This is a genomic window from Ruminococcus bromii (genome assembly GCF_928721825.1).
Lineage (GTDB): Bacteria > Bacillota > Clostridia > Oscillospirales > Acutalibacteraceae > Ruminococcoides > Ruminococcoides bromii.
Map to the genome: position 1 here is coordinate 448463 of NZ_CAKMVP010000003.1, position 16315 is coordinate 464777.

18 protein-coding genes are annotated in these 16315 nt (G+C 39.5%); 12 read left to right on the forward strand and 6 right to left on the reverse strand.

Going from position 1 to position 16315, the window contains the following annotated elements:
• Window positions 1-106: 106 nt before the first annotated feature.
• Together QDI94_RS02395 and QDI94_RS02400 are read right to left on the reverse strand one after the other, a co-directional pair.
• Window positions 107-1708, reverse strand: coding sequence for a glycosyltransferase family 39 protein (locus QDI94_RS02395; RefSeq protein ID WP_101028438.1), 1602 nt, complete (start codon window positions 1706-1708; stop codon window positions 107-109).
• Window positions 1698-2651, reverse strand: coding sequence for a glycosyltransferase family 2 protein (locus tag QDI94_RS02400; RefSeq protein WP_101028439.1), 954 nt, complete (start codon window positions 2649-2651; stop codon window positions 1698-1700). The genes QDI94_RS02395 and QDI94_RS02400 overlap by 11 nt, the downstream gene beginning before the upstream one ends.
• Before the next feature lie 347 nt (window positions 2652-2998).
• On the opposite strand from QDI94_RS02400, the gene pfkA reads away from it, so the two are divergent.
• The 4 genes from pfkA to QDI94_RS02420 all read left to right on the forward strand — a co-directional run bounded on the left by pfkA (window position 2999) and on the right by QDI94_RS02420 (window position 6921).
• Window positions 2999-3973 carry a 6-phosphofructokinase gene (gene pfkA / locus QDI94_RS02405; RefSeq protein WP_101028440.1) on the forward strand — a complete coding sequence of 325 codons (975 nt, stop codon included), beginning with the start codon at window positions 2999-3001 and terminating at the stop codon, window positions 3971-3973.
• 78 nt (window positions 3974-4051) lie between these two features.
• Window positions 4052-5707, forward strand: coding sequence for an MORN repeat-containing protein (locus tag QDI94_RS02410; protein ID WP_278866816.1), 1656 nt, complete (start codon window positions 4052-4054; stop codon window positions 5705-5707).
• A gap of 2 nt (window positions 5708-5709) precedes the next feature.
• Window positions 5710-6498, forward strand: a complete 789-nt coding sequence (locus QDI94_RS02415) for a mechanosensitive ion channel family protein (protein WP_278866819.1) — start codon at window positions 5710-5712, stop codon at window positions 6496-6498.
• A 99-nt stretch (window positions 6499-6597) separates the two neighbouring features.
• Window positions 6598-6921 carry a hypothetical protein gene (locus QDI94_RS02420; protein WP_278866823.1) on the forward strand — a complete coding sequence of 108 codons (324 nt, stop codon included), beginning with the start codon at window positions 6598-6600 and terminating at the stop codon, window positions 6919-6921.
• A gap of 84 nt (window positions 6922-7005) precedes the next feature.
• On the opposite strand, the gene sigE is transcribed toward QDI94_RS02420, so the two are convergent.
• Together sigE and QDI94_RS02430 are read right to left on the reverse strand one after the other, a co-directional pair.
• Window positions 7006-7707 (reverse strand): RNA polymerase sporulation sigma factor SigE, encoded by a 702-nt coding sequence (gene sigE, locus QDI94_RS02425; RefSeq protein WP_278419058.1) that lies wholly within the window; start codon window positions 7705-7707, stop codon window positions 7006-7008.
• A 10-nt stretch (window positions 7708-7717) separates the two neighbouring features.
• Entirely contained in the window at window positions 7718-8521 is an 804-nt protein-coding gene (locus QDI94_RS02430; protein WP_278866825.1) for a sigma-E processing peptidase SpoIIGA, read from the reverse strand.
• A 28-nt stretch (window positions 8522-8549) separates the two neighbouring features.
• Here QDI94_RS02430 and QDI94_RS09880 point away from each other — a divergent pair, with 28 nt between their 5' ends.
• Window positions 8550-8696, forward strand: a complete 147-nt coding sequence (locus QDI94_RS09880; protein WP_367316925.1) for a DUF3789 domain-containing protein — start codon at window positions 8550-8552, stop codon at window positions 8694-8696.
• 63 nt (window positions 8697-8759) lie between these two features.
• On the opposite strand, the gene QDI94_RS02435 is transcribed toward QDI94_RS09880, so the two are convergent.
• The gene (locus tag QDI94_RS02435; RefSeq protein WP_101028446.1) at window positions 8760-9632 is read right to left on the reverse strand and encodes a DegV family protein; all 873 of its coding nucleotides are present in this window, start codon (window positions 9630-9632) and stop codon (window positions 8760-8762) included.
• 130 nt (window positions 9633-9762) lie between these two features.
• On the opposite strand from QDI94_RS02435, the gene QDI94_RS02440 reads away from it, so the two are divergent.
• From QDI94_RS02440 to tsf, 4 genes are all read left to right on the forward strand, one after another.
• On the forward strand, window positions 9763-10050 hold the full coding sequence (locus QDI94_RS02440; RefSeq protein ID WP_278419063.1) for a PRC-barrel domain-containing protein: 288 nt from the start codon (window positions 9763-9765) through the stop codon (window positions 10048-10050).
• Between the two features lie 329 nt (window positions 10051-10379).
• Window positions 10380-11348 (forward strand): hypothetical protein, encoded by a 969-nt coding sequence (locus tag QDI94_RS02445; RefSeq protein WP_278866828.1) that lies wholly within the window; start codon window positions 10380-10382, stop codon window positions 11346-11348.
• Window positions 11349-11566: 218 nt separating this feature from the next.
• Window positions 11567-12292, forward strand: a complete 726-nt coding sequence (gene rpsB, locus QDI94_RS02450; protein ID WP_101028449.1) for a 30S ribosomal protein S2 — start codon at window positions 11567-11569, stop codon at window positions 12290-12292.
• A gap of 64 nt (window positions 12293-12356) precedes the next feature.
• Window positions 12357-13268: a translation elongation factor Ts gene (gene tsf / locus QDI94_RS02455; protein WP_101028450.1), complete on the forward strand. Its 912-nt coding sequence runs from the start codon at window positions 12357-12359 to the stop codon at window positions 13266-13268.
• Between the two features lie 116 nt (window positions 13269-13384).
• On the opposite strand, the gene QDI94_RS02460 is transcribed toward tsf, so the two are convergent.
• Window positions 13385-13951: an HAD-IB family phosphatase gene (locus QDI94_RS02460; RefSeq protein ID WP_101028451.1), complete on the reverse strand. Its 567-nt coding sequence runs from the start codon at window positions 13949-13951 to the stop codon at window positions 13385-13387.
• A 287-nt stretch (window positions 13952-14238) separates the two neighbouring features.
• Between QDI94_RS02460 and pyrH the strand changes: the two genes are divergently transcribed.
• From pyrH to QDI94_RS02475, 3 genes are read left to right on the forward strand one after another with little or no spacing between them, the layout of a single operon-like run.
• Window positions 14239-14952: a UMP kinase gene (pyrH, locus tag QDI94_RS02465; protein ID WP_101028452.1), complete on the forward strand. Its 714-nt coding sequence runs from the start codon at window positions 14239-14241 to the stop codon at window positions 14950-14952.
• A gap of 57 nt (window positions 14953-15009) precedes the next feature.
• Window positions 15010-15564: a ribosome recycling factor gene (gene frr, locus QDI94_RS02470; RefSeq protein ID WP_278866831.1), complete on the forward strand. Its 555-nt coding sequence runs from the start codon at window positions 15010-15012 to the stop codon at window positions 15562-15564.
• 1 nt (window position 15565) lies between these two features.
• A complete protein-coding gene (locus QDI94_RS02475; protein ID WP_278866834.1) occupies window positions 15566-16312 on the forward strand; it encodes an isoprenyl transferase in 747 nt (248 codons plus the stop codon).
• Window positions 16313-16315: the final 3 nt, after the last annotated feature.

Consider the following 16315-nt stretch of genomic DNA (forward strand, 5'->3'; position numbering starts at 1 on the left):
ATTGCAAACGAAAATATTGATTTTAAATAAAAAAGTTTGTAACGGTGTAACAGAGATTTTATTATAAAAAAACAAGTGACAGCCGAAACTGCCACTTGAAAAAATTTTATACCGTTGTCTGTTCAGCTATGTGTTTCCCGGGCTTTTTCAATGAATCGAGAAAAGCCTTTGCGGTATCCATACCGTCAACCATAAGCAGTATAAACAGCGGCGTCATATTAAACAGATATCTTGACCTTGTTTCCCATAACAGGAAGAATAAAAATGCCGAAAATACAATTCCTTTGAGTAACAGCATTTCGTCAACTTCGGGTCTGACAAGAGTTTTAAGTGCCGAAATACAAATCATCAGCAGAATGAACATCTGCAAGGCTGAGCTGTAATTTTGGAAGGCCTTGTTATACTTTCCGTTGATATGCAGAAAATCCATAAGAATATTATCATTTTTCGGTTTTTGGTTATGATACGAAATGTAATATGTGCCGTCCTGCCATGTCCATACCGCTTTCTTTACCATATGATTATACAGACCGTCAATTTTATATTTCTTTACTCTTTCCTTGATAACCTTAACATTAGCGTCCTGCTTTTCTTGCTTTGAGTGGAATGAACGGGTGTAATAGTCATCGTGTTCATCGTATTTGCCAAGACCCTTAAGCCCCATCATAATCCAGTGAGTTACGGGGTACTCATACTCTTCATATTGCTGCTTTGTAATCGGATTGACAGCGTCAACGGCGGTATTGTAAGCAAATCCAATCGCACCGAATCCTGCCGTAAACACAAGTATAAGACAAATCGCTCTTTTTAATCTGAATTTCAAGAAAAGCAGTACAACCCCAACCGCAAACAGAATAATAATACTGCCCTTTACTTTGTATCCGAGGAAAACCAACGCACCCGCAGCACAAAGCTTTGCACACATACTTTTTCTGTGGTCACCCTGAAATGCGGAAACCATGAGATATACCGCTCCGATAAGAAACGGCATCGACATCGAATCACTGTAATAGTAGGGCAGATATGTGAGATAGGGCAAAAACAATGCGCAAAAAGCAAGTACAAATACAGCCTTTCTGTTGCCGAAAAGTCTTTTTGCTGTAAATGCTGTCAGTATTACGGAAATGTTAATTGCAAAAATATTTACAACAACAGGTGCAAATTCAACAAAATGACCGGATATAAGGTAACTTAATCTTCCGACAAGCGATACAATCAAAAGTAACGCCATATTATTCGGATATCTTATAAGGTATTGATAATTGCGTGCATAATCCTGTTCAATGAGGTCGAAATTGCCATGACTTGAAAAATACATAGCATATCTTCTGATGTTATGCAGGTCGGCAACAGGTTCAAAATCGGTAAGCATAGCAAAAATAAATTCAGCTATCAGAAGAATGCCGCAACCGATAAAAATAATCCTCTTAGTGTTTATATCGGTCAATTCAAATTTTGCTTTTGTTTTAATTCTTTTGCACCTTTTATTGCTTTTATCGGCGGTGTAATAAAAATAGAATGCACATATACCGACTGTCAGGACTGCGAAAATCAAAAGAATGAACATTTTTGAAAACGAATCAAATCTTCTGTCAACTTTTCCGTCAAAGCCTATAACAATAATGTTGATAAAAAGAAAAATGAAACATACCGAAAACAATCCGCCGAAAATTCTCGTCAGGACTTTTGCAAATTTATTACTGTTCATTGTCATCAAGCACTTTGTCAACAATAAATCGCGGTCTGCGCTTTGTTTCCATATAAATCTTTCCGATGTATTCGCCGATTACACCGATAGCAAGAAGCTGAAGACCGCCGATTGCCCAGATTGAGCACAAAAGGCTTGACCAGCCGCTTACAGTCCAGCCGCAGAAGAAGCTTACAAGCGAGTAGATAATCATAATAAGACTGATGCCGAACACGATTCCACCGAGCCATGTAATCATTCTGATAGGCTGAATGCTTAGCGATGTAATGCCCTCCCAAGCAAGAGCGAGCATCTTCTTGAGCGGATATTTGCTTTCTCCCGCAAGTCTTTCGGAACGCTCATATGTTACGATATCAGATTTGAAGCCAATCATCGGAACCATACCGCGAAGGAAGATATTCGTTTCCTTGTATAACGAAAAAGCATTCAGCGCCCTTTTGCTCATAAGTCTGAAATCAGCGTGGTTAAAAATAACCTTTGCACCCATATGGTTAAGAATTTTGTAGAATCCTTCTGCGGTAAATCTCTTGAAAAATGTGTCTGTTTCTCTCTTGGAACGAACACCGTAAACCACATCGCAGCCGTCTTCGTACTTTGCAACCATTTCATCAAATGTATTGATATCATCCTGAAGGTCTGCGTCAATTGAAATAACAGCATCAGCCTTGTCTTTAAGAGTCATAAGACCGCAGAGAAGCGCGTTCTGATGACCTCTGTTTCTTGAAAGCTTGATACCCTGAAAAACAGGATTTTCCGTATGCAGCTCCGAAATAATCTCCCATGTTCTGTCCTTTGAACCGTCATCAATAAACACAATGCGGCTGTCAGCAGAAATCTTACCCTCTGACATCATTGTGCTGTATTTGTTCAACAGCTTTCCTGCCGAATCTCTTAAAACCTCTTCTTCGTTATAGCAGGGTATAGCCAGATATAACTTAGTCATATAAAATATCCTCCCGAAAAATTGTCACTTATGTAGCTTGTCACAAGACAGACGAAAAAATCTGCCTTCTATCCGAGGTTAATTATAAGACCATATATTTTAAAAGTCAACAAACTTGATTGCTTTGTTACAAAATATTGTTATTTTATCGAAATAGAGAGGTGAAAACAGTATATTTATGAACAAAATCACAGATTTTTGTAACAATGCTGAAAAATGATTGAATAATATTGTAACGGTTTTGTAATAAAAACTTTTATTTTTTTAAAAATGTGAAAATCCACTTGTAAAGAAAAAATAATTGTATTATAATGTTAGAAGTTAGTAACCTATGGAGGTAGATTATAATGTCACAGACACAGAAATCAATTGCAGTATTAACAAGCGGCGGCGATGCCCCCGGTATGAATGCAGCTGTTAGAGCTGTTGTTCGTGCCGGTATAAATAAAGGAATGAAGGTTTACGGTGTTTACCGTGGATATAACGGCTTGCTCAACGGTGATGTTGAGGAAATGAACCTCAGAAGTGTTTCCGATATCATCGGAAACGGTGGCACAATGCTTTACACGGCAAGAAGCGAAGAGTACGCAACTCCTCAGGGTATTCAGAGAGCTGCTGATTTTTGCAGAAGCATCGGTGTCAGCGGCGTAGTTGTAATCGGCGGCGACGGTTCGTTCAGAGGTGCCCGTTGTCTTACAAACGCAGGCATTAACTGTATCGGCGTTCCGGGTACTATAGATAACGACATTGCTTGTTCAGAGTACACAGTTGGCTTTGACACCGCTATGAACACAGCTATTCAGATGGTTGACCGTATCCGTGATACAGCACAGTCGCATGACCGTTGCTCTATTGTTGAGGTTATGGGCAGACGCTGCGGTGATATTGCTCTTCAAACAGGTATTGCAACAGGTGCAACGGCTATTCTTGTTCCGGAGGTTCAGTACAACATTGAAAGAGATGTAATTGCAAGAATTATCAACACTCAGAAAACAGGCAAAAAACACTTTATCGTTGTTGTTGCCGAGGGTGTCGGCGGTGTAAGAGATCTTGCAAAGTATGTTGAACAGCGTCTTGGCATTGAGTCAAGAGCTACAATCCTCGGTCATGTTCAGCGTGGCGGTTCCCCGACACTTCGTGACAGAGTTGTTGCAAGTGAAATGGGCTTTAAGGCCGTAGAACTTCTTGAGCAGAATATCGGCAACAGAGTTGTTGCCATGCAGGGTGGAAAGATTGTTGACCTTGACATTAACGAAGCACTTGATATGCCTCGTGTATTTGATGAAGAGCTTTACAAGATTGCAATGACAATTTCTATCTGATTTAAATATCTCAAATTATTTCAGGGCGGACATTGTTCGCCCTTTCATTTTTTAATTTTTCGAAGGGAATAATTCACGATGCTTGAACAATCTCAAAAGCTGACTGACGGCTTAATTATCTATTCTGTACTTGTTTCTGACTATGAAAAGCCGGATTTTAAAAATGACGCGCTTGCCGGTGTTCGTGCCAATTACTTTAATTCAGGATGTAAGGAGCAAAAAGAGATTACTGAAATTGAGCTTCACGGTATGGAATATAAGATGTCTTGCCTTATGCAAAAGGATGAACCGCTTTCTTGGAAGGTGACGAAGGACAGCCTCCCTTATCAGTCCGTAAAAAGGGCGACAGGCGGAGTTTATTCTGTCATTACCTACAATGACAGGGGTATTGTATTTAAAAGACAGTTCTTTGATCGCAATCATTTTTGGCTGCGTACAGAATATTTTGACAAAAATATTGCCGATAAGTTGATTACAAGAATTTATCCCCATAAAGTCAGCGGCATTGTAACGCTTGTAACCGAAGATATTGACGATAACGGTTTAACGACAGTTAAAACCCTTTTTCCCTCCGAAAAACAGTCTGATAACGGTTCAAGAGTTTTGATTTATTCAAATGTCGGTATGCTGTGGTATGATGCGAGCTTTTTGCCGTCAGATATGCAGTTTACAGAGAAAAAATCATATGGCAACAGCGGATTTGTGTTCAATGATTCCTTATTCAAAGGTGATTTCTCAACGGATAATCCTTACGATTTGATTGCCTGCTCATATCTTTCTGACGCTGACATTTTGACAGATATTGATACTGAGAAAAAAGACGGCAAAAAAGATTACTCTGCTTACGATATAATTGAAAAGATTCTTGTTGAAGCACACAAAACAAATAAAGATTTGTTCGGTGAAATTATCAGTCATACTTCGGAAGAAAATTTTGAATCTGCAGATATTAAGATTATCAACAATGAAGCGTCGGACGGCAAAATTGAGTCTGCCGATGAAAAATCTGCTGATTCTGATATTTCGGTTGATACATCTGTTGACGCCAAAGCTGTTGAACTGCCGAAAGACCTGGAGAATACAGAGAATGAGCCTGATGATGTTGACAAAGAGCTTGAATGCCGAACTGCTGACGAGTCGGCAGAAAGCTCGGATGAAATGTCTGTCGGCGAACAGGAAAAGGTTCATATCTGTGTGCCTTTCGGAGATGATGAATCTGCCAAAGAAAATTGTGATGAAAATGCCGAAATTGTAAGTGAGGATGAACCCCATTGTGATGTGGTGATTCTTACTAAATCGGGAAGATATACCTATTTCGGTAATCTTGATGAAAATAATTGCAGAACAGGCAGAGGCAGAACGGTATCGCCTGACGGATTCACATCCTATGAGGGTTATTATCGTGAGGATAAGCGAGAAGGTTTTGGAATCTGCTATTATAACAACGGCAGCATAAATTATGTAGGCAGCTGGACTGATAATTCACGCAACGGCGGCGGTGTCGGCTACAGATTGAGTGACGGTACAATGCATGCGGGCAAGTGGAACAATAATACTCCTGACGGCTACGGTGCAAGATTTGATAAAGACGGCAATCTTATTGATGTGTGCAATTATAAAAACGGTGTGCGTACAGGTAAGAGCGTTTCGTTTGATAACAACGGCAACATAGTGGTTTCTGTCTATGAGAATGGGGAAAAGGTTTCCGAATTTCTTATTGATACAGAGGTGTAATTATGAATATAACAGAGGATAAGATGCTTGAATATCTGTCGAAAGCACTTGTAGTCGTAGCTGTTCTTGTAATCGGCTATGTGATTTCAAGGCTGATTTTGGCTTTGCTCAGAAAAATTCTTGACAGGTCACGAATGGACGGTACAGCCGAAGGCTTTGTACTGTCGGTTTTAAAGGTAATATTTTATTTTATCGTTGCGGTAACGGCACTTGGTACAATCGGTGTAAATGTTGCTTCACTTATTACGGCACTCGGTGCTGCAGCCCTTACGGCAGGTCTTGCATTGCAGGATTTGCTGAAAAATGTTGTCAGCGGACTTGTGATTTTGATTAACAAACCCTTTGTTTCGGGAAATATTCTTGATTTTGAGGGAGTTAAAGGAACGGTTGAGGAAATCAATATTTTCTCAACAACTGTACATACACTTGATAATAAGCTTGTGACGATTCCTAATTCAAGACTTACATCAAACAATGTTGTAAACTGCACAATGGTTGAGCAGAGAAGGGTTGACTGCACTTTCTCAATAAGCTATGATGACGATATTGACAAGGTGCGAGAGATAATTCTCAACCTTATGGCAACAAATGAGATGATTTTAAAAGACCCCGAACCTACCGTAAGAGTCGGTGAGCATCTTGACAGCGGAGTGCAGATTAAAGTTTTTGCGTGGGCAAGCCCTGATGATTATTACGAGGTGTATTTCTTCCTGCAGGAAAATGTAAAAAAAGAATTTGACAAAAACGGTATTACGATTCCGTATCCTCATATAGTAATTGCAAAAGAATAATTTCGAAATCATTTTAAATTTAATATTACGCAAAATATTGTGAATAATAATGGTACTGTTAATTCAGTGCCATTTTATTTTTTATAAGGATTGATTAGTGTGAAAAAATTTTTAGGCTTAGTTGCCGTAGCTTTAATTTCAGCATCTCTTATCACAGGTTGCGGCAATGATAAAAACGACAGTATGGCTGACACAACAAGTCAGACTTCACAAACATCAAATACGCAGGAAGCTTCCAAAAGTATGACTGAAAGCGGAGAAGTTTCAGATTCGGACGGTTTCATCGGTAACGAAGAAAATGAAACAGAAAATTCGGGTTCGGATATTATGGACGATATTGAGGACGGAATTGACGATATTATGGGTGACGGAGATAATAATAACTCTGATACTGTCACCAATCCCTCAGATACTGTTTTATAAAAAAACGGGAGCAGCAGGACAAACTGCCTGCTGCTCCCGTTTTTAATGCGAAATATTTTGTTGGTTCGGGTTTCCGACAAAAAATCATACTGCCTTGTCAAGATCATTCTTTAATTGACGGATAATCTTCTTTTCAAGTCTTGATATGTAGGATTGTGAAATTCCAAGCTTGTCGGCAACCTGTTTTTGCGTGTGCTCTTTTCGTCCGTTCAGTCCGAACCGCAATTCCATAATAAGACATTCACGGTCGCGAAGCTTTGAAACTGCCTGTAAAACCAAACTTTTTTCAAGCTCACATTCAATATTTCTGTTTACCGTATCCGGATCGCTCCCCAGAACATCACATAAAAGCAGTTCGTTGCCGTCCCAGTCGGTGTTCAGCGGTTCATCAATTGAAACCTCGTTCCTTAACTGCGATGATTTTCGTAAAAACATAAGGATTTCATTTTCAATACATCTTGATGCGTAGGTTGCCAGTTTAATATTCTTCTCCGGAGAAAATGTGTTTACAGCCTTAATAAGTCCAATCGTGCCTATTGAAATTAAGTCTTCTGCATTTGCGTTCGGAGTTTCAAATTTTTTTGCAATATAAACCACAAGTCTTAAATTGTGAACTATCAGCGGTTCTCTCGCCTTGTTGTCACCTTTTGCAATTTTCTGCATAATCAGCTGTTCTTCATCCTTTGACAACGGCGGAGGAAGAGTTTCACTGCCGTTAATGTAAAAAATTTCATTTTCAACAACCAATGCAAAGCGGATTTTTTGAATTACCTTCATAAGAAACATAGCACTACTCCTATTCTGTCAATTTTAAAAGCTCGTATGGGATAATTGCCTCAACATCTCCTTTCAAAACATTATCACATATGCCTATGTAAATATTGTTATCAATTTTCCTGCCGTCAATTTTAACCTCATCGGGAGGAAATCCCTTTACAATTCCGTTTCCGCCAAGGCTTTCAAAGGGAATAACCCTTGTTTTAGTTTCACTCGGAACGAATCCGTCAAAGAGTTTTCTTTCTGCAACAATAACATAATTTCCCGAAAACGGTTCAGTAAGATTACATCCCGTATCAGCTTTTGCCGAAAAGAAAAAGACTTTTTCATTCACCTTGATTTCAACTTTGCAAATATCTGAGCAGTTACCGCTCTTCGTCAATATTTTCACCAATCTGAGAATATAATAACAGACAAGAGTTAAAATAATCAGGAGGACGGGCGAAATGTTAAAATACACTATGTCATTATATACTTCCATACCTTTTGGTTTGAAGGCGTTGTATAGAAATAACATAATCCCGCAAAAAGAAAACGACAGAGAAAGAAAAACGGCGGTTCTCTTAATAAACTTTTTAGGCGGAGCTTTGCCAAATGCAAAAAATACAATCGCAGCGGCACATAAAATATCAATAGGTATGTTCAGAATGAACGGCAGAGGGGGAAGAAGTGCAATCAAGCTTTGCACTCCCCCGAAAAGTGAGGCAAAAAGCATTCTTTTAAATGAAGTATTGATGCAAAGTGCTTTTTTGGTGCATAAAATGAGTATGAAATCAATGAAAATATTTACCGTAAAAAGTACATCTATGTAAACGGATTTCATTTTGCACCCCCTGAGAGTGTTTCGTTTAGTGATATTATCTCATAAGCAGAAAATAATTATTGTCAAAATATGGTCAGGAGGAAAAATATTGCTTGTAGGTTTTATAATCGGCTTATTTGTCGGAGGAATTATCGGAGTAAGTGTAATGTGTCTTTTGTATTACACGAGGGATTGACAAAAGAAAAGCGTGCAGTCTGAAATAAACTGCACGCTTTTTGCATATTTTATTGTATTTTGATTATGATTTAAGATTTCTTGCTCCAAGGAAGAGTACTGCAAGCATACCCGAACCAACATGACTTCCTATAACAGGACCGATGTTTGTGACAATGATTTCTTTACACTTGCCCTTTATTGCCTTTTTAAGCTCCTCCGCACCTTCGGGATTATCTGCATGTGCAATCATAACAACGCTGTTTTTTAAATCCTCGGCGTCCCTCTCAAGATGTTTTACGAGAGAAGGAACAACATTGCTTTTACCTCTGATTTTTGCAACATTGACAAGGCGGCCTTCATCGTCAACACTGAGAAGCGGCTTAATCTGCAAGGCTTTGCCGAATGTAGCGGAAACAGCTGAAATTCTTCCGCCTCTCTTAAGGTGGTCAAGGTCTTCAACAACGAACCAATGACAAACCTTAACACGGGTTTCTTCAATGTATTCCCTGAGTTCGTCGATTCCGGCACCTTCGCTGTATTTTTTGCCGGCAAGGTAGATGAGAAGTCCAAGACCGGCAGAGTCACAAAGTGAGTCGATTACAATGATTTTTCTGTCAGGATAAACATTCTGTAAATCCTTAACTGCCATCATACAAGTGTTATAAGTTCCGCTCAAGCCTGTTGAAATGCCGGTGTAGATAATGTCCTTGCCTGCTTTAAGGTAGTTTTCAAAGCTTTTGTAAAAGCTGTCATAGTTAATCTGCGTTGTTTTTGAATCAACACCGCCTTTAAGCTTATCGTAAAATTCCGAAAGACTCATCATTCTGCAATCGGGATAGTGAAGATAAGACTTGTCTTCCATATGAAATTCCATAGGAAGAACTTCAACTCCGATTTCATTGATAAGCTCCTGTGTGAGGTCGCAGGAGGCATCTGTCATAAATACATAATTCATAATTATCGCTCCTTTTCTGCGAAAATATTATAAATCAATTCTAACAAATTATGATATAAAAGTCAATGAATATACACCCATCCTTTTTCATATATATATGTATCAAGCACAGCTTTCGGAGGGGTTATAAATGAATTGCAGATTTACAGATTTAAGACATAAGGAAGTTATAAGTGCCTGTGACGGTACGAGGATTGGCTTTATTGACGATGTTATTGTTGACACCAAGTGTGCAGCTGTTGTGTCAATTGTTATTTTCGGAAGACCGGGATTGTGCGGCTTGATAGGAAAATGTCAGGATTACATAATTCCGTGGGAGAAAATTGAACTCATCGGAGAGGATACCGTAATCATCAGCTGTCAGACTCCAAAGCCAGTAAAAAAGCCGAAAAAACCTCATTTTGGGGCTAAATTTTGAATTTTTGCAAATTTTCGCATTAAGGCAAAATAACCTAAGAAATTATCTATTATTTATGCATACTGCACAAATCATTATTTTTTTAAGAAATTAAAATTGAGTAAGTAACATTTTGGTTACAATTGTTACAATTTATCTTCCTGTATCAAACTTGCATTTTTCAAAAGTTTGTGCTTTAATACAATTGCAATTGTGTGTTTGATAAAATTTTACGACTAAAGGACTTGGCACATTTTCAAACAGACAACTACATCTTGTATTTGTATCTGCTTTTGACAGCAGTTATTGTAGTTATCTTAATGTGCAAAAATCACAGGGAGGATAAATTTTTGAGAGCGACAAACTATAAACACTACGGATGTGACAACAATTCGGTGAGTCCGAAAAGAACCCGCAAAACCGAAAAGAAGTCAAAACGCAAGGGCTTTAAGGTTTTATCCTATGCCATTGCGGTATCTCTGGCGGCAGTTGCTCTTGTTGTTCCGACAACAACTCTTGCTCCGGATGTAGACGCCTTTGAAGACAGCCGTGCTGCTTCACTTGCAGTCGGTAGCATCAACGACTTCTCACTTGTTATCACTGATAACTGCGTTGAAGAAACAACTGTTCCCGTAACCCAAGAGATTACAACATCCGCAGCTGCTACACAGAAGACAACCGAAAAGAAAACTAAATCTGCAAAAACTGCTAAAACTGCAAAAAAGTCTGAAGCTTCACAGACCTCTAAAAAGACTGAAAGCTCAAAGTCAGAGCCTTCAGAGTCCGAGGTATCACAGCAGATCACACAAAGCTCTGCAAGCAGCAGTGCATCTTCTTTGGACGACAGCAGTTCAGCATCTAATTCTTCGGATTGCAGCTACACAGATAACATATCAGATTCATCAAACGATCAGAGCGGTTATCTTGTAAGCATCAGCAATCCCGATCCGTCATACAGTCCTTCTCCTGTTTCTCTCTCAAGCTATGACAGAGAAAAATTAGAAAGACTTGTAATGGGCGAAGGTGGTTCAATGGGCTACGCAGGCTGCGCTCTTATTGCTCAGTCGATTCGTGACGCAATGAACCGTTCAAACACAACATCAATTGACAGAATTATTTCGGAATACCGGTATTACGGTTCTACAGCTTATGCACCCAGTCAGGAAGTTAAAAACGCTGTTTCTTTTATTTTTGATCAGAACGGCTCGGCGGTTCAGCACAGAGTTCTTTGCTTCTACACCGGCTCAAGCAGCTGGCATGAGTCACAGAATTACATCACAAGCATAGGTTCTGTGAAATTCTTTGATTTATGGTATTAAGACCGGTTTACGGAATACAATTTAATTATCAATAAAAAAATCAGGTGTTTTTGAAAAAAGTCTTCGAAAACACTTGATTTTTTTTATTTTTATGGTATAATATACGAGCAATTCGCACGCTGATGTCTGTCGGCAGGGTGGCAAATTCAAAGGATTTGCTTGATGGCTGATAAAAACAAAGGCACAGCGGAGGTTTTAACCTAAGGAGGATTTTTATTATGGCAGTAGTTTCAATGAAACAGCTTCTTGAAGCAGGTGTACATTTTGGTCACCAGACAAGAAGATGGAACCCTAAGATGGCTGAGTACATTTTTACTGAGCGTAACGGTATTTACATTATCGACCTTCAGAAGAGTGTAAAGAAGCTTGAAGAGGCTTACAACTTTGTTCGTGAGCTTTCGGCAGAAGGCAAGAGCGTTCTCTTTGTAGGTACAAAGAAGCAGGCTCAGGATTCTGTTAAGGAAGAGGCAGAGCGTGCAGGCGCTTATTATGTAAACGCAAGATGGCTCGGCGGTATGCTCACAAACTTTGCAACAATCAGAAGAAGAATTGCTCGTTTAAAGCAGCTCCGTGCTATGCAGGAAGACGGCACTTTCGATCTTCTCCCTAAGAAGGAAGTTATCAAGCTCAATCTTGAGATTGAAAAGCTTGAGAAATTTATGGGCGGCATCAAGGATATGACAGAAATGCCGGGCGCACTCTTTATTGTTGACCCGAGAAAAGAAAGAATTGCCGTTTCAGAGGCAAAGAAGCTCAATATTCCTATCGTTGCTATCGTAGATACAAACTGCGATCCTGATGAGATTGATTATGTTATCCCCGGCAACGACGACGCTATTCGTGCAGTAAAGCTTATTGCAGGTGCAATGGCTAACGCTATCATCGAAGGCAGAGAAGGTCAGATGGGTGCAGCAGCTGTTGAAGAGGAAGAAACAGCTGAATAATCATTTGTGATTATAACCTCATTTATATATATTAATTATATTAATTTGAAAGGATGTTTTCATAATGGCAGCATTTACAGCTCAGGATGTAAAAGCATTAAGAGAAAAAACAGGCTGCGGCATGATGGATTGCAAGAAGGCACTCACTAATGCTGATGGCGATATGGATAAAGCAGTTGACTTTTTAAGAGAACAGGGCCTTGCTAAGCAGGCTAAGAAGGCAAGCAGAGTTGCAGCAGAGGGTGTTGCATATGCCTGCACAAACGATGACCTTTCAGTAGGCGTTGTTGTAGAAGTTAACGCTGAAACAGACTTCGTTGCCAAGAACGATTCATTTATGGATTTCGTTAAGGCTTGTGCTAACACAATTATCGAGCAGAACCCTGCTGATGTTGAGGCTCTCCTCACACTTAAGGCATCAGGTTCAGATCAGACAATCGCTGAAATGCTTCAGGAAAAGGTTCTCACAATCGGTGAGAATATTCAAATTCGTCGTTTTGAGCGTATGGAAGGCGCTTGTGTTGCTTATGTACACGCAGGCGGCAAGATTGGCGTTCTCGTTAACTTTGATACAGACCTCGCTGCAAAGCCTGAGTTTGTTGCATACGGCAAGGATGTTGCAATGCAGATTGCAGCTCTTAACACTCCTTACCTCAACGAGAGTGAAGTTCCTGCAGAAATCATTGAGCATGAGAAGGAAGTTATGCGTCAGCAGGTAATCAACGAAGGTAAGCCCGAGCAGATTGCCGACAAGATTGTTATGGGTAAGATTGGTAAGTTCTACAAGGAGAACTGTCTTCTTGACCAGGAGTTCGTTAAGGACAATAAGATCAACATCAAGCAGTACACACAGAATACTGCTAAGGAGCTTGGCGGTTCTATCGAAATCAAGAAGTTCGTTCGTTTTGAAAAGGGCGAAGGCATTGAAAAGCGTCAGGACGACTTTGCTGCAGAAGTTGCAAGCATGGTTAAATAATTGTTTTGACATCCAAAGCATAATATTCGGAGCAGAGATTAAAATCTCTGCTCTTTTTGTTTGCCTGAAATTAAATTTGACAATAAAAATACGGAACAGAAATCTGCTCCGTACAATCATTTAATGAATATCCAGCTTTCAATCTTGTCACCGTCAACCATAAAGGCTTTGTCAGCAATTTCAGCAAGCGGCGAATCGCTGTAACTGTCCGAATAAAAGCTGTCAATTTTACCGTTGGGAAAAGCCTCGTAAAACCGTTTTACCTTTTCCTTGCCGTGGCAGTTAACTCCGGTGTATTTTCCGCTTTGCATATTAACCTTTGATGCAATAAGATTTTTGATTTTAAGCCTTTCACAAACGGGTTTTAGCAAAAATTCGGGTGATGCCGAAATAATTACATCGTCATCTTTCTTTTGTTCAAGATAAAACGGCTTTATATTTCCAATGTATTCCTTCCAAAAGTCTTTTACATCTTTTTCGGTATCACAAAATGCAAGAAATCTGTACATTTTTTCTTTAAATTCAGTTTTTGTACCTTTTTTAAACACATAAAATTTCAAAAATGCCCCAAAAAGCGATGGGGCGAGTGTGATAATTTTTTTATGCCTTTTAAGGCAGAATAAATAGAAGTCGGCTGTTGAGTCACCGTAATAAACGGTTTTGTCAAAATCATATGCATTCATAATATATAAATTCCTTTGTTATGCCATCCTGTAAATTAAATTCTTTGTTGTGGACCTTTACCATTATAGTATGAGAGCGTAATTTTTGCAACCTCTCCTGCAAGGAATGCCCTTGTTAGCCGAATGTTTAAAAAATATACTTAATCCCCAAAGTAAGTTCCGCAGCAAAAAGAGGCGGAACTTACTTTGAAAATTAACTTTATTCAAAAAACAGCCACTAAACCTTTACAAACCCCACAAGATATTGTATTATATTAGTAATTATAATTTATCGTGGGGTGTTATGTATGAAGCCGAAATATAAAAGAGTATTATTAAAACTTTCAGGCGAATCGCTTGCAGGTGAAATGAAACATGGCATTGATTTTGAAACTGTTCTCAAAATCTGTAAGCCAATCAAAGAATGTGTTGACGCAGGAGTAGAAGTCGGCATAGTAGTAGGCGGAGGCAACTTCTGGCGTGGCAGAAGCTCAGGTGAAATGGACAGAACAAGAGCCGACCATATGGGTATGCTTGCAACAACAATCAATGCGCTCGGTGTTTGTGACGCACTTGAACAGCTTGGTGTTAATGTTCGTGTTCAGACAGCTATCGCTATGCATCAGATTGCTGAGCCGTATATCAGAAACAAGGCTGTTCTTCACCTTCAAAAGGGAAGAGTAGTAGTGTTCGGCTGCGGAACAGGCAACCCGTTCTTCAGCACAGACACAGCGGCGGCTCTCCGTGCAGCTGAAATTGAGGCAGACATTGTTATGAAAGCTACTATGGTTGACGGCGTTTATGACAGCGATCCTAAGAAAAATCCAAACGCTAAGAAATATGACACAATTTCATTTCATGAGGTTCTCAATAAGGATCTTGCTGTTATGGATAGCACAGCTGCATCTCTTTGTAAGGACAACAATCTGCCTATCCTTGTATTCAGCATTGATGACCCTGAAAACATCTACAAAGCTGTTTGCGGTGAAAACATCGGTACTATCGTAACAGCTAACGACTAATTCAATTGATTATTTTACTGACTTTTTAACAATAATTATTATACAGGAGGCATAAATATGCAGACACAGTTAAAAAAAGCCGGCGAAACCATGGACAGACGCCTTGAGCATATGCGCAGGGAATTTTCGGAAATCAGAGCAGGCAGAGCAAATCCCGCTGTTCTTGATAAAGTAAAGGTTGACTACTACGGCGCACCCACACCCGTGAACCAGCTTGCTGCTGTTTCTGTTACAGAAGCAAGAACTCTTACAATTCAGCCATGGGATGCGTCTGTATTAAGACTGATTGAAAAGGCTATACAGACTTCAGACATCGGCATAAATCCGCAAAATGACGGTAAGGTTATCCGTCTTATCTTTCCACCGCTCACAGAGGACAGAAGAAAAGAAATTGTAAAAGATGTTCAGAAAATTGCCGAAGAAACCAAGGTTCAAATTCGTAATGTACGCCGTGAACTTATCGACAAGCTTAAAGCTATGAAGAAGGACGGCGAGCTTACAGAGGACGATCTTAAGCAGGGCGAAAAGAAAGCTCAGGATCTTACAGATAAGTATGTCAAAGAAGTTGAGAGCGTTTCTGCAGTTAAGCAGAAAGAAATTTTGGAGATGTAATATGGCTTTTTTCTCAAAGAAAAAAGATGAGCAGATTGGGGTTACAGACCTCAATCTGCCTTCGCATATCGGAATTATTATGGACGGCAACGGCCGTTGGGCAAAGAAAAGAGGACTTCCGAGAAAGGCAGGTCACCGTCAGGGCGCAAAAACCTTCAGAACCATAACAAGATATTGTTCCGATATAGGAATAAAGTACCTTACCGTGTATGCCTTTTCAACCGAGAACTGGAAAAGACCGCAGGATGAGGTTGAGTCACTTATGTCGCTTTTTAAATCATACCTCAATGAAGCACTTGAAGATTTTAAAGACGACAGTATTGTGGTAAAATTCATCGGTGACAAGTCAGGCTTTAACGATGAACTTCGTGAGCTTATGATTGAAAACGAAGAGAGTTCAAAAGACCGTGACGGTATGGTTCTTAATATTGCTATGAATTACGGCAGTCGTGACGAAATTATCAGAGCTGTTAAAAATATTTCTGAGGATGTCAAAATCGGCAAAATTTCTTCCGACGACATAACAGAAAATCTTTTTTCAAATTATCTTTACACCGCAGGTCAGCCCGATCCGGACCTTATTATCAGACCGAGCGGTGAATACAGAATTTCAAATTTCCTTTTGTGGCAGTCTGCTTATACGGAATTTGTAATAATGAACAAATTATGGCCTGATTTTCAGAAATCAGACCTTGACGAAGCATTAAAAATATACTCCTCCAGAAACAGAAGATACGGCGGAGTTTGATGA